10 protein-coding genes are annotated in these 14,549 nt (G+C 40.1%); all 10 read right to left on the minus strand.

Annotation, left to right across the window (positions count from 1 at the left end):
* Positions 1-5: 5 nt before the first annotated feature.
* Positions 6-2,864: a penicillin-binding transpeptidase domain-containing protein gene (locus tag G613_RS0108125; RefSeq protein WP_029232193.1), complete on the minus strand. Its 2,859-nt coding sequence runs from the start codon at positions 2,862-2,864 to the stop codon at positions 6-8.
* Entirely contained in the window at positions 2,857-3,381 is a 525-nt protein-coding gene (gene mreD, locus G613_RS0108130) for a rod shape-determining protein MreD (protein WP_029674692.1), read from the minus strand. Before mreD ends, G613_RS0108125 begins: the two co-directional genes overlap by 8 nt.
* A gap of 10 nt (positions 3,382-3,391) precedes the next feature.
* The gene (mreC, locus tag G613_RS0108135; RefSeq protein WP_029674693.1) at positions 3,392-4,261 is read right to left on the minus strand and encodes a rod shape-determining protein MreC; all 870 of its coding nucleotides are present in this window, start codon (positions 4,259-4,261) and stop codon (positions 3,392-3,394) included.
* Positions 4,261-5,265, minus strand: coding sequence for a rod shape-determining protein (gene mreB, locus G613_RS0108140; protein WP_029232196.1), 1,005 nt, complete (start codon positions 5,263-5,265; stop codon positions 4,261-4,263). The genes mreC and mreB overlap by 1 nt, the downstream gene beginning before the upstream one ends.
* Positions 5,266-5,275: 10 nt before the next feature.
* On the minus strand, positions 5,276-5,989 hold the full coding sequence (gene radC, locus G613_RS0108145; RefSeq protein WP_029232197.1) for a RadC family protein: 714 nt from the start codon (positions 5,987-5,989) through the stop codon (positions 5,276-5,278).
* 70 nt (positions 5,990-6,059) lie between these two features.
* A complete protein-coding gene (locus G613_RS0108150; RefSeq protein ID WP_029232198.1) occupies positions 6,060-7,355 on the minus strand; it encodes a methionine gamma-lyase family protein in 1,296 nt (431 codons plus the stop codon).
* Positions 7,336-8,274, minus strand: coding sequence for a tRNA (adenosine(37)-N6)-dimethylallyltransferase MiaA (gene miaA / locus G613_RS0108155; RefSeq protein ID WP_029232199.1), 939 nt, complete (start codon positions 8,272-8,274; stop codon positions 7,336-7,338). The genes G613_RS0108150 and miaA overlap by 20 nt, the downstream gene beginning before the upstream one ends.
* Position 8,275: 1 nt before the next feature.
* Positions 8,276-10,252 carry a DNA mismatch repair endonuclease MutL gene (gene mutL, locus G613_RS0108160; protein WP_029232200.1) on the minus strand — a complete coding sequence of 659 codons (1,977 nt, stop codon included), beginning with the start codon at positions 10,250-10,252 and terminating at the stop codon, positions 8,276-8,278.
* On the minus strand, positions 10,253-12,895 hold the full coding sequence (mutS, locus tag G613_RS0108165; RefSeq protein WP_035774464.1) for a DNA mismatch repair protein MutS: 2,643 nt from the start codon (positions 12,893-12,895) through the stop codon (positions 10,253-10,255). It abuts the gene before it with no gap.
* A gap of 118 nt (positions 12,896-13,013) precedes the next feature.
* Positions 13,014-14,468: a tRNA (N6-isopentenyl adenosine(37)-C2)-methylthiotransferase MiaB gene (gene miaB / locus G613_RS0108170; RefSeq protein ID WP_029232202.1), complete on the minus strand. Its 1,455-nt coding sequence runs from the start codon at positions 14,466-14,468 to the stop codon at positions 13,014-13,016.
* Positions 14,469-14,549: the final 81 nt, after the last annotated feature.

Below are 14,549 nucleotides of genomic sequence, written 5' to 3' on the forward strand. Positions count from 1 at the left end.
AAAGCTTAGTCAGCGTTCGTAGCACCATCCTGAAGAGTCTGAGCTGTACCGGAGATGATATCATCCTCGTCTCTAAGCTCAAAGTAATATGCCAAAGCCTCCTTGGTAATCTGAGCTGCATAACTTGAGGTATAACCATTAGCTATTCTGGTAGCTATTGCAATCTCAGGCCTCTCGTAAGGGGCATAACATACAAAAAGTGAATGGTTAGGCTTACTCTTTGACTCCTGGGCTGTACCAGTTTTACCGGCAACAGCAACTCCGAGATTTGAGTAATAAGCCTTATCCTGTACAACCTGTCTCATTCCAGTATGAATTGCGTTCCAATAGCTTGCAGGCATATCAATCTGGTTTCTAACCTGAGCTGAATATTCCTCCAGCAGGTTTCCGTTAGAATCTGTAGTCTTATCAATAAGAGTCAGATTATAGCAGGTTCCGCTATTTGCCACGGTTGTTACATATCTGGCAAGACCAACAGTGGTAAAAGAGTTAGTGCCCTGTCCGATAGCAGAACGGACAGCATCCATGTCAGATGTCTGTGGCTCAGACTCTGCAATTTCGATGCCGGACTTTTCAGATAAACCGTAAAGATCAGCATATTTGGCAAGCTTATTAAGACCTACATCAGGAGAATAGGTATCTCCGTCCATTCCAAGTCTGTAACCAACTTCATAAAAGAAACAGTTACAGGAGTTGCGGATACCACCTGTGACATTAAGTCCGCCATGGCCTCTTGGATATATCCAGCATCTTGGCGGATTATCAGTCTTATCAAAAATACCGCCGCAGTAGATAACGGAATCGGTTGTAATAACGCCTTCCATAAGACCTGCAGTTGAGGAAACCATCTTAAAGGTAGATCCCGGAGCAGTTTTCTGCTGAGTAGCGTAGTTGTAAAGCGGATTAGAATTATCGTTACGAAGTTTTGCATAATACTCAGCATCAACTCCGTTAGCCATCATGTTATTGTCATATCCCGGATATGAAACAAGAGCAAGAACGTCACCGGTATTAACATCAGTAATGACCATTGATCCTGTACATGGATCGAGAGCTAGCTGTGCGGGAGTAATATCAAGATTAGATATGCGGTTAATCATAAAGGTATACGCAGACTCTCCGCCTCTTTGCCAAAGCTCAAGTTCTTCTTCATCTATGTGAATAGCCTTCTGCTCAATCAGGATATCGCATACCTGAGATCCTGAAATATAGCCATCCAACAAAAGATATTTATAAAGCCTTGTCTTAAACTCAGCATCATCTGCCAGCGATGTAATAATGTGCTCTGTGATCTGATTAAAGATTTCTTCAGAATCAGCATACTGATTATCAATACTCAGCTTGGAAACGTCGATCCAGTTCATTGCTATGGCATACTTGATATACTCTCCAAGAGAAATAGTCTCATCATTTGTCCAGGCAATATATGTACTATCTTCTCTATCAACCTTGGAGGAGTCAATAATTCCGGCACTATACAAATTAGCAGCGATATGACTCATATACCACTGATATTCCTTGGAAAGAGAATCATAGCTGGTTTTCTTTTCGCTAAGTTCTTCTCTTATTTGTGCCACAACATTTTCATTCTTGGTAACAAAGGCATTGTAAACAGCCTTCTCATTCTCCAAAGCATCATCGGCCGACAAATGATTTACGTCAACAACATTATTATCAAAAATGGCAAAGTATACATCATAAATAGGAATAACAATATTACTTGAACTTGATGTTTCAGTAAAAGTATAGGTCTTAATATTCTGAATCTTTGAAACAAGAATACCGGCAAGGGACTGCTCTATAATGTTGTAACAAGCCTCAGTAAGATCCTTGTCGATAGTAAGATAAACATCATTACCTGCTACAGAATCCACATAGTTACTTGTCTCTATAACCTGTCCGGTATTATCAACATAAACAGTCTCTGAACCTTTCGTTCCCTGAAGAACGCTTTCCATAGCCTGCTCAATGCCTGATTTACCTACAGTATCGTTAAGGCCATAGTTACTGTTCGTCTGCTGAAGAGTATACAGTTCATCCTCAGAAACCTTACCTGTATATCCTAGAATCTGTGAAAAATATACGGAATCAACATATTTTCTTGCAGTGCTCTCCTCAATGGAAACACCGTCAAGAGTATCAGCATTTTCCATAACATCAGCAACAGTCTGATCACTTACATCAGATGCCACAGTAGTATCAATATACTTCTGGTAACTGTTGGTGCTCATATTGTATCTAATGTTGAGAACCTTAAGTGCTCTCTCATTGGTGTAGTTAAGTCTTGGCATAAAAGTAGACGAATCATCCGGATTCTCGTAATCGCCTATACCAAAGGACTTGCACATATCATCAACAACTTCTGTAGCTGTCTTTGTCTTTTCCTCATACTTAAGGTCATTTATTGAGGATCTGCCATAAACATCAGCAAGGAATCTAAGAAGAGTGTTGCCCTCAACCGTAAACTCAAAGTTATTATTCTCATTAAGGACAATCTTGAAATCCTGGTCTACAGAATCTCCGTTTTCCTCGATAATATCAATAAGCCTGTTAAGTGTTGCATTGATTGATTTATTCTTGCCTCTGCCGGATTTATAAACGTCCTCAATTGTTACAGAATTAGCCAGTTCGTTATAAGCAAGGAGCTTACCGTTTCTGTCATAGATATTACCTCTTGTAGCCGCAATGCTCTTTTCCTTCTTGATTCGCAGTTTAAAGGTATCAAGATAGTACTCACCATTAATTATCTGCAACGAAAAAAGCCTGTAGATCATAATTGATGCCAGGCAGATCAGAACGCCGCAAATTATTACAGCTCTTGAAGTTATGAACTTAATAAATGCTTCCTTAAATTCACTAAACAAATTTCTTGGCGCTCCTTTGTTCTCTTTCGTCGATTCTGTTATTCAGGTACAGAATAAATGGGTAAAAGAAAATAGCTATAAGTGCAGTGTAAACCATCTCAGGCAGGATTACATTCATCATGTAATAGCCTATGTCAAACTTTGTTCTGAACAAAAACATAAGAACATAACATATAAAACCAAACAAAAAGTCAGCAATAGTTATAAATACAATGGGGATGGCAATATTCTGAGAAAAGAATACTTCATGAAACTTCCCAACAATAAACCCTATATACATGTAAATCAAAGCAAAAAATCCGATATATGTGCCAAAGAAAATATCAACCAAAAGGCCACTAAAAAAGCCCATAACAAGACCGGATTTATCCCCTTTAATAAATCCGGAACTGGCAACAATAATCATTAAGAGATTTGGTGCAGTATCACCAAAATCCAGCACTCTGAAAACAGTAGTCTGTAAAATAAATGAAACTAGCACCAACAAAAAATTTGTTAAAACTCGCCTAATATTCATTTAATTACCCTTAGTCTTTAATATCTTTCTTGAGCTCCAACAAAACAAGCACAATGTTCAAATGCTCGAAATCAACAGCAGGTGTCATGGTACCTGATTTAGTCAGGTTGTTGGAGTCATCATCAATTGTAGATATATATCCTACAAGAATACCCGGAAGATACTTGTCACTGATATTGGAAGTAACAATCTTATCTCCTATGCTGACCTTATCAACATCATCTACAAGCTTGGAAAATCTAATAAGTCCCTGTCTGTATAATTCAAGGTCTCCGGAAACAATCAAATTATCTGAGGATGCAAGAACCATTCCACTTACAGAAGCATTATCTGCGATTATAGACTGAACCTTAGCCCAGTCAGGACCGACATCGATTATCCTTCCAACCAAAGCACCATTAGCAATGACATTCATATCGATAGCAAGTCCATCATCAGAACCCTTATCAATAACAAAAGCGTGATACCAGTTGCCTGCATCCTTGGCAATAATCCTAGCGCCGATCTTGTCATACTTCTCATATGGATCATCAAGCTGGTACATATTACGGAGCTCAACCAGCTCATACTTTTCCTGTTCAAGAGTGGTATTGGCTATTGTCAGCTCATCAATTTGACTCTTAAGTCTCTCATTTTCTTCAAGAAGCTTTGTTATAGATGAAAGTTTGTCAGTTGTATCCTTAAGGTATGTCCCAACAGTTGTTATACCCTTTTGGAAAGGCACAACAAAAATGCCTGCAAAAGAATTAAGCGGGCCTGTAAACAGATTAGTATTAAAAGTTATGATGATCATGCCTGTGCATAACACTGTAAGAATAAAGAGGAGATATTTACTTGGTAATGTAAAATCCTCTCCTCTTTTTTTGATAATGGGACTCATTATTTATCCTCTTCAATTCCATATGCAAGAGCTTTATACTGGTCTTCCTTGATTATCTTGGCAAGTCCGAGAGCGCCTGAACCAACTGGATTCTCAGCAATATTTACATTAAGTCCGACACCATTACTGAGTCTCTGTGCAAGGTGGCAAACCTGTGATGCACCACCTGTCAAATACAAACCATGCTTGAAGATATCTGCAGCAAGTTCAGGTGGAGTCTTCTCAAGTGCAGCCTTGATGTTATCAAGGATTGCATCAAAGTTCTCAATAAGAGCCTGATTAAGAAGCTCTGTAGGAATCTTACGCTCAACAGGAAGTCCTGTAACGATGTCTCTTCCGTATACTACAGCGTCCTTGCCTTCCTTCTCCAGCTCTTTAAGTGAAATCTTAACAGCTTCAGATGTCTTCTCACCGATAAGAAGTCCAAACTCCTTACGGATAACGTTTCTGATTGACTCATCAAACTTCTTGCCGCCTACCTTAATAAGCTTACTTACAACGATACCGCGAAGTGAAAGAATTGAAATCTCAGTTGTGTCATAGCCAACGTTAACAACAAGAACACCCTGAGAGTTCATAACGTCTACATTCATTCCAAGACCGTCAGCAAGTGGCTTTTTAACCATCATGATCTTCTTGGCCTTGATGCCAGCATCATTGATAAGATCGTGGAAAGCACGTCTTTCTACCTCAGTAACATCCTTAGGAACAGCAATATAAACTTCGCAAGGCTTAACAGAGCCCTTCATCTGGTCTGTCAAAAAGAGCTTGACCAAAGTCTCCATATGTTCGATATCAGCAATAACACCACTGTTAAGCGGATATGTAATCTTAATCTTATCCGGAGCCTTCTCATACATCTCATATGCAGAATTGCCATAAGCAAAGACATTTGTCTTATTCTCAATTGCAATCATATTCTTCTCAACTGTAAGAGAATCCTCATCTCTGTTGTAAATCTTGATGTTACTGGTTCCAAGATCGATTCCAAAAATATTACCCAAAGCTTCCTCCTTATTGCCACATCAGTCCCTTTTCCACGAAACTGTAATATGACTTATCTCCTATAATGATATGATCTCTCAGCCTGATATCAAGCATATAGCCTGACTGACTTATTTTATTAGTAATCTCTGCATCTGCCCGGCTTGGCGTCGGATCTCCCGTTGGGTGATTATGTAGTAATATCAGATTGTTGGCCCCACACTTAAGAGCATGCATAAAAACATCTCTCGGAGAAAGGCTTGCAGAATTAACTGTTCCGATTGATAAAAGACATTCCTCTATAAGACAAAGCTTATTATTAAGGCATAAAAGAATTGTCTTTTCTTGTTCCTCATGCCTCATCCTCTCCATGTAGTAATCAGCTACATTAGAAGGATTGCTCATATCCAGAATGTCTGACTTTTTCTGATAGGACATTCGTCTTACCAGTTCAGCAATGCATTTTAATTTGACTGCCTTGACCTGTCCCACACCATGAATACTCATGAGTTCTTCCATGGACAAAGAAAAAAGTGCATTAAGCCCCTTTTCCTTACTGCGTCCCATCTGCATTATCTGTCTGGCTATATCAACAGGTGATGATTTAATGCTCCCTGTTCTGATAATAATAGCCAAAAGCTCAGCATCCGTGAGGCTTTCAGGTCCAAATGCCATAAATCTTTCGTAGGGAAGCGTCTCCCTGCAATCAGGATCCCAGGCAAGTTGTGTATTAAATGATTTCATGAATCTCCTTCCGATATACAACTCCAGACAATCAGAAAAAGACCACTATATATTTTAGCACATATAATACTTACTTTAAACTAGATATTGAAACGATTCCTGCATCAACAAGGCTCTGAAGTGTCTTAAGTATGCCAAGTTTAGCATGAGGCCAAGTAAGACCACCCTGGAAGAACACTGAATAAGGCGGCTTTATAGGGCCATCTGCAGAAAGCTCAATAGATGAACCTGATACAAAGGCTCCAGCAGCCATGATAACCTGGGCATCATATCCTGGCATATCCCAAGGCTCCGGTGCCACAAATGAATCAACAGGGGCAGCAGCCTGAACACCCTGGCAGAACGCAATAACACCCTCTGCCTTTCCAAAGGTTACAGCCTGAATAATGTCGTGCCTATCTTCTGTAGCGTTAGGGCAAACGTCAAAACCAAGCTTCTCGTAGATATTAGCAGCAAATATAGCTCCCTTAAGAGCAGATGCTGTAACAGTGGGTGCCAGGAAAAATCCCTGATAGAACTGAGGAAGTATTCCAAGAGAAGCACCAACCTCTTTACCAAGTCCGGGAGATGTAAGTCTGTATGCTGCGTTTTCAACACACTCCTTAGTTCCTGCAATATATCCTCCGATTGGTGCAAGTCCGCCGCCCGGATTCTTGATAAGTGAGCCAACCACCATATCGGCCCCAACATCTGTAGGTTCTACTGTATCAACAAATTCTCCGTAGCAGTTATCTACCATGCAGATAACATCTTTTTTAACAGACTTGATAAAAGAAATAAGCTCGCCAATTCTTGCCACAGAAAGTGTAGGTCTTGTCTGATACCCCTTAGATCTCTGAATAGTGCAAAGCTTAATATTATCATTTTCAAGAAGTGTCTTTTTAATATTGTCAAAATCAAAGGATCCATCTGGTAAAAGATCTACCTGAGAATAGCTTACACCGTACTCAGCAAGTGAGCCCTTAGACTCTCTTATTCCAATTACCTCTTCAAGAGTATCGTAAGGCTTACCAACAGGTGAAAAAAGCATATCTCCCGGGCGCAGATTACTCATAAGTGCCAGAGCAAGTGCATGTGTTCCACATGTGATCTGTGGTCTTACCAGTGCATCCTCTGTATGAAAAACAGAAGCATAAACGGCCTCAAGCTTCTCTCTTCCGATATCGTTATAACCATATCCTGTTGTTCCAAGGAGGCAGGCTTCACTTACCTTATTATCCTGCATTGCCTTAAGAACCTTTAGCTGGTTAAATTCTGCGTTCTCATCAATCTTTTTAAATCTTTCTGAAAGACCTTCTAATACCTTTTCTCCGAAATTAACTACTTCCTCGGAAATTCCAAGGGCCTTATACATTTCCTTCTTCATAAATCCTAATCATCTCTTTCAAAATTAATTCATCATTGTGATCAAATGCATTTTTGTCGATCCAGATCACATCTCTCTCCCTGCGAAACCAGGTAAGTTGTCTCTTGGCAAAGTGCCTTGTGTTTAGCTTAATAAGGTAAATTGCTCTCTCAAGATCATACTCGCCGTCAAGGTATCCCAAAATTTCTCTATACCCAAGGCTCTGCATGGAGGTTGCCGTTCTTGGAATATGGTACTGCTCAAGGGATTTAACCTCATCAACAAGACCATCTTCTATCATCTGATCTACTCTTTTGTCTATGCGAGAGTATAGCGTTTTTCTCTCATCTGTCAATACAAAATATCTAAAGTCATAAGGCGAAGTACGCTGATGCTGCTCCTCATTATGCTCAGAAATCGGCTTTCCGGTCTTGTAATAATACTCAAGCGCCCTGATCACCCTCTTTGAATTATTCTCATGAATAATCTCTGCGGAAGCAGTGTCAACAGCTCGTAGCTCTTCATGAAGGACATGAACTCCGAGTGCCCGGACTCTTTCTTCCAGTTCTTTACGAAGGCTGTCATCTTCATCAGTCTCGGTAAAATCAATATCATACAGAACTGCCTGAATATAAAAGCCTGTTCCTCCTACTATGATAGGCACCTTTCCTCTAGATGAAATGTCAGCAATTTCCTCTTTTACAAGCTTTTGGAAAGTAAAAACATTAAAGTCCTCTGTAGGCTCCAAAAAGTCAATAAGATGATGAGGAACTCCCTCCATCTTCTCTTTGCTTATCTTGTCAGTACCGATATTCATATATTTATAAACCTGCATAGAATCAGCGGAGATTATCTCTCCGCCTACTCTTTTCGCAAGTTCTATTGATAGTTTTGATTTACCTACCGCAGTAGGCCCTGTGAGGACAATAAGTTTTTGCATATTATTCCACGACTCTCTTAAACTTCTTATCAATCTCGTACTTACTCATGGAAATAATGGTTGGTCTTCCATGAGGACAGTTATATGGGTTTTCAAGGGTTAACAACTCATCCAAAAGAGCTTCCATTTCCTGCCTTGTCATCTTGGTATTACCCTTTATTGATGCCTTGCAGGCCATGCTTGCGATCTTATAGTTGATGACATCAGGAGTCCTGTTTAGATTTGTTTCATGGGAAAGCTCATCCAATATTTCCTGGAACATCTCTTTTTCATTATCACAGCCAAAAAGATCTATCGGAATAGCTCTCATGGCATACTCATGGCCGCCAAAGTTCTCAATATTAAAACCAAGCTTCTCAAAATACTGCCTGTATTCAAGGAAAAGTTCTTCCTCAGCTGCCGATAAGGTGACAATAACAGGCGGATTAACCATCTGAGATAGCATCTCTCCGGATTTGTAGCGTTTCATCATACGCTCATAGTTAACCTTTTCATGGGCAGCATGCTGATCCACCATAAACATCTTATCCTTAAAGCCTATTATCCAGTATGTCCCGAAAATCTGTCCAAGAATCTCGTATTCCTTGACGTTTTCTTTGGAAAGTACCTTCTCATCAAAAAGATTTAGCTGAACAGGCTTTTTCTCTACTACTATAGCTTCCTGATTCTTAATGATCGGTGATGGTTTTTCCTTCTTTTCAGCCTCTCTTCCATCCAGGTCTCCGAATATTCTGGTCCAGACCGCAGATTTATTGACGTCTTCAATCTTAATAGGTTTTTCTTTTACCCCTGTAGCATATACCGGTTCAGATTCTGCCACTTTGTTCTCTTCAAAACGAATACGTTCAAAAGGCTGAGGTGCAACCCTCTTGACCTCTCTATCTGCGCTCTCATCATTAACGGCTGTCTCAGAAGTATTCTCATGACTTTCTGATACAGGCACTTCTTTTTCTTCTTCCTTACTTGATAACAGCGCATCAGGAATCATTTCCTGGCTTCTCAGAACATTCTCAACACTGGTCCTTATAAATTCATAAAGAGCAGTCTGATTACCAAATCGAACTTCAAGCTTGGCAGGATGCACGTTTACATCCACCATGGACGGATCCATCCTGATATGAAGGATTGCAAAAGGGAACTTGTGCATCATCAGATACTGCTTGTATCCCTCTTCAAGAGCCTTAGAAATAATCTTATCCTTAACATATCTGCCATTAACAAAGAATATCTCAAAGTTTCTGTTAGACCTGTTAAGAGAAGGCTCACCCAGGTATCCTTCGATAGTAACTCCGTTTTCAGATACATTTATTGGTCTGACACTTACCGAAACATCACGTCCATAAATTCTATAGATAAGCTCCTTAAGGTCACCATTTCCGGAAGTTGAGAACTTATCGTCCTTGTTATTTATAAAGTGAAAAGAAATCGTGGGATTATCAAGAGCAAGATGCTCCATTACATCACCAATATAGCTTCCTTCAGTCTGAGGAGTCTTAAGAAACTTCTTTCTGGCAGGAGTATTGTAAAAGAGATTCCTGATAATAAAGGTTGTACCATCAGGAGCACCTATCTCCTCCATTCCGGCCTCTTCTCCGCCGTTTATGGAATATCTTGTTCCCGTAAGATCATCTTTAGTCTTGGTTATACAATCAACCTGAGCAACGGATGAAATACTGGAAAGCGCTTCACCTCTAAACCCGAGAGAATGAATACTATACAGATCATCAATACTCTTAAGCTTACTGGTGGCATGTCTTTTAAAAGCCTTCTTAATCTGACTTTTTTCTATTCCGCAGCCGTTGTCGGTAACACGGATCATATCAATGCCACCGCCCTTTATCTCAACAGTAACCGCTGTTGCACCGGAATCAATGGCGTTTTCCACCAGTTCCTTAACAACGCTGGCAGGCCTTTCTACAACTTCACCTGCTGCAATCTGATCTATAGTATTTTTATCCAGCTCATTTATAAAGGCCATTTAGCTTTTCCACCTGTTCTTTAAGTCACTTTGTAATTTGTAAAGCGTATTTAAAGCATCCATTGGCGTCAGGGCCGTAATATCAATTTCCTGAAGCCTCTTTAGTACATCTTCATCTGTCACAGTATCAAACAGCGACATCTGATTGGTATCTACTTCGTCGTAGTGTTTAACCTTAACCTTTTTATCGCCTTTATTTTCCTTGGCGATAGCCTGAACCTTTTCTGTAATATCATTATCTGTAAGCTCAGTAACGATCTCTTTTGCTCTGTCGATGACCATATCAGGAACACCTGCGAGCTTGGCTACCTGTATTCCGTAACTCTTATCAGCGCCGCCCTTAACAATCTTACGTAAAAAGACAATGTCATCTCCATTTTCCTTGACGGCAATGCAGTAGTTGTTGACGTTATCCATCTTGCCTTCAAGTTCTGTAAGCTCGTGGTAGTGGGTAGCAAACAAAGTCTTGGCACCAAGTATCTTGCGGTTACTGATATGTTCCGTAACAGCCCAGGCTATAGCAAGACCGTCATAGGTACTGGTTCCACGGCCTATCTCATCCAGGATCAAAAGAGAATTAGGTGTAGCGTTGCGTAAGATGTTGGCAACCTCATTCATCTCAACCATAAAGGTAGACTGTCCGCTTCCTAGATCATCGGAAGCACCAACTCTTGTAAAGATTCTGTCCACAACGCACATATCGGCCTTGGCAGCAGGAACAAAGCTTCCTATCTGTGCCATCAGGACTATAAGTGCTGTCTGTCTCATATAAGTTGATTTACCGGCCATGTTAGGGCCTGTAATTATTGATATACAGTGCTTTTTATTATCAAGATATGTGTCATTAGAAATGAACATGTCTGAGGTATCAAGCATCTTTTCTACAACAGGATGACGGCCATCCTTGATGTTGATGATTCCCTTCTCGTTAATAGAAGGTTTGATATAATGATTCTTTTCAGCCACGTAGGCAAGGGATGCATATACATCCAAAAGAGCTATAGCCTTGGCAGTAGTCTGTATCCTGTCGATTTCAAGAGCAATAGAGTCTCTTATCTTACAGAACATCTCATACTCAAGATTATTAAGCTTATCCTGAGCATTAAGGATTGTATCCTCGAGCTCTTTAAGTTCCGGTGTTGTATATCTCTCACAGTTCGTAAGAGTCTGCTTACGAATAAAGTAATCAGGTACCTTGTCCTTAAAGGAATTGGTAACCTCAAATGAATATCCGAATACATTGCTGTATTTGATTCTAAGGTTTTTGATTCCCGTCTTATCACGTTCCTTTTCTTCCATCTCGGCAAGCCAGGTTTTACCGTTGGTTCCTGCCTCCCTAAAGTGGTCGATATCAGGGTCAAAGCCTTCCTTAATGATTCCGCTTTCCTTAATTGCAAGAGGTGGTTCCTCTACAATAGCCTGATCAATAAGCTCATAGATATCTCTAAGAGCATCCAGTCTGTCCTCAAGAGCCTTAAGCTCGGCATCTTCCTGAACATCCAAAAGAGCTGTCTTGATAGCCGGAATCATCTGAATGGAATTTCTAAAGGCCAAGAGGTCCCTGGGATTAGCAGTTTTATAGACAATCTTGGACATCAGTCTTTCAAGATCATAAATTGGTCCAAGATATTCTCTTATTTCTTCTCTGGTAACAACGTTTTTAACAAGGCTTTCCACTGCACCTTGTCTTTTTACTATCTCTGCCTTATCAATAAGAGGCTGCTCAATAAAACTTCTAAGAGTTCTGGCTCCCATGGCAGTCTTGGTTTTATCAAGCACCCACAGTAGTGTCCCTCTCTTTTGCTTATCCCTCATAGTCTCAACAAGCTCAAGATTTCGTCTGGTTGAGCTGTCAAGAAGCATATATTTGCTTGCCAGATAAGGATATATATGGGTTATGTTGTTAATATCCGATTTCTGCATATCAATCAGATACTGAAGAAGCGCTCCGGCAGCAACAACACCGTTAGGGAAATCGTCAACGCCAAGTCCGATAAGGGATGATACCTTAAAGTGTTTCATAAGAAGACGCTTAGAACTGTCTTCATCAAAGTATCTTGCATCTAATGGATTAACAAAGACCTGAAGCCTGTTCTTAAGATCATCCATATCAACGCCGCTTACAGAAAACGACTCGTTGCAGATGATCTCTGATGGCATATATTTGCCAATCTCATCAAGGGCTTCTCTAAGAGAATCCACCTCGGTCAGATAATAATCACCGGTTGTAACATCGGCGATGGAAATTCCAATGTTATCAGGTGAATACAAAATACTCATGATGTAGTTATTCTTGGTTTCCTCAAGAGCCTGCATATTAAGGTTAGTTCCGGGAGTTACTATTCTTGTAACTTCTCTTTTAACTATACCCTTGGCAAGCTTAGGGTCCTCGGTCTGCTCACAAATAGCAACCTTATAACCTCTTCCAACGAGCTTGGTCAGGTAAGAGTCCACAGCATGAAAAGGAACTCCGCACATGGGAGCTCTCTCTTCAAGACCACAGGCCTTTCCTGTAAGTGTAAGTTCCAGTTCCTTGGATGCAACTCTTGCATCATCAAAAAACAGTTCATAGAAATCACCTAATCTGTAGAACAAAATGCAGTCCTTGTTTTCCTTCTTGGTCTGCAGATAATGCTGCATCATAGGTGATACTTTATCTATCTCAACTGTATCGAAAGTCGCGCTACTCTCCACAACAAAAAATCCCCTTAAAACAAATTTCTATTGAATAGGCAGTGCAATACTGCACAATTTATATGGTTCATACTCTCTCCCCAGTAAAGTAGAAACCATGACAGGTTACAAGTTTAACATCAACAAGTTCACCGATAAGTGACTCATCACCAGGGAAATGAACCAGAGTGTTATTACTCATTCTGCCTGTAACAAGGCTTGTATCCTGCTCATTAACGCTCTCAACAAGAACCTTTTCTGTAATTCCTGTAAGTTTTTCTGACTGAACTCTTGCAGTCTCCTGAACAACCTTAAGAAGTCTGTCAAAGTTCTCTTTTACTTCTACCTCGGGAACCTGATCTGGGAAACCGGCAGCAGGTGTTCCTGTTCTCTTTGAATAAATAAATGTAAAGGCATTATCAAAAGATGCCTTCTTAACTACATCAATAGTTTCATCAACATCTGCAGGAGTCTCTCCGGGGAAGCCAACGATAATATCTGTTGTAATTGCCACATCCGGAAGCTTAGTTCTTATCTTATCAACCAATGAAAGATATTGATCCTTGGTGTACTTTCTGTTCATGCGGCGAAGGATCTCTGTACTTCCAGACTGAAGCGGCAGATGAATATGTCTTGCAAGCTTAGGGTTTCTTGCTATTGTATCAAGAAGCTCATCTGAAAAATCCTTAGGATGAGGAGTCATAAATCTGATTCTCTCAAGTCCCTCAACCTTGCAGACCTCCTCAAGAAGCTGAGGAAAGCTTATCTTGTTTGGATCATCATCCTTAAAATCAAGGCCATAGGAATTAACATTCTGTCCAAGAAGCATAACCTCTTTAACTCCGTCAGCCACGAGCTTTTCGCACTCTCTTACGATATCCTTGGGTGATCTGGATCGCTCACGGCCTCTGACATAAGGAACAATGCAATATGTACAGAAGTTGTTGCAGCCAAACATAATGTTAACGCCTGACTTGAATGGATACTTACGAAGCACCGGAAGGTCCTCAACAATTTTGTCTGTTTCCTTCCAGATATCGATGATCATTCTGTCAGATTCAAGGCACGAGCACAAAAGCTCAGCAAATTTATAGATATTATGTGTTCCAAATATCAGATCCACAAATCTGTAACTCTTCTGGATTTTCTCAATTGCAGACTGTTCCTGCATCATACATCCACAAAGAGCAATCTTCATATAAGGGTTCTTTTTCTTGTGGTTACTGCAGGCTCCAAGTCTTCCATATACTCTCTGATCTGCATTATCTCTTACTGTGCAGGTATTATAAATTACAAAATCAGCATTCTCGGACTCTGTCTCTTCATAACCCACAAGACGAAGGATGGCCAGAAGCTTTTCTGAATCTCTGGCATTCATCTGACATCCAAAGGTTACAACACATGCTCTTGGAGTTCTGCCAAGCTCTTTTGCAAGGTCTGAAACATAACCCTTAGCTTTTTCTATGAATTCCAGCTGTCTAAGGCTCTCACTGTCTTCAATCTCATTCTTATTACTGTTTAAAATACTAACTTCTTTATTCATCAAAAACTCTTTCTAATTCTATAAATAACATTACTACTAAAAGTACAAAATACTATATGTGAATCCTTATTTAGGATTTTT

Origin of the sequence: Butyrivibrio sp. VCB2006, from assembly GCF_000420945.1 — a bacterium.
Classification (GTDB): Bacteria; Bacillota; Clostridia; order Lachnospirales; family Lachnospiraceae; genus Butyrivibrio.

What these genes read in the sequence shown, in the direction of transcription:
- miaB (WP_029232202.1), bottom strand. Translation starts at nt 14,468, where the DNA reads ATGAATAAAGAAGTTAGTATTTTAAACAGTAATAAGAATGAGATTGAA.
- G613_RS0108150 (WP_029232198.1), bottom strand. Translation starts at nt 7,355, where the DNA reads ATGAAGAAGGAAATGTATAAGGCCCTTGGAATTTCCGAGGAAGTAGTT.
- mutS (WP_035774464.1), bottom strand. Translation starts at nt 12,895, where the DNA reads ATGATGCAGCATTATCTGCAGACCAAGAAGGAAAACAAGGACTGCATT.
- radC (WP_029232197.1), bottom strand. Translation starts at nt 5,989, where the DNA reads ATGAAATCATTTAATACACAACTTGCCTGGGATCCTGATTGCAGGGAG.
- mutL (WP_029232200.1), bottom strand. Translation starts at nt 10,252, where the DNA reads ATGGCCTTTATAAATGAGCTGGATAAAAATACTATAGATCAGATTGCA.
- miaA (WP_029232199.1), bottom strand. Translation starts at nt 8,274, where the DNA reads ATGCAAAAACTTATTGTCCTCACAGGGCCTACTGCGGTAGGTAAATCA.
- mreD (WP_029674692.1), bottom strand. Translation starts at nt 3,381, where the DNA reads ATGAATATTAGGCGAGTTTTAACAAATTTTTTGTTGGTGCTAGTTTCA.
- mreC (WP_029674693.1), bottom strand. Translation starts at nt 4,261, where the DNA reads ATGAGTCCCATTATCAAAAAAAGAGGAGAGGATTTTACATTACCAAGT.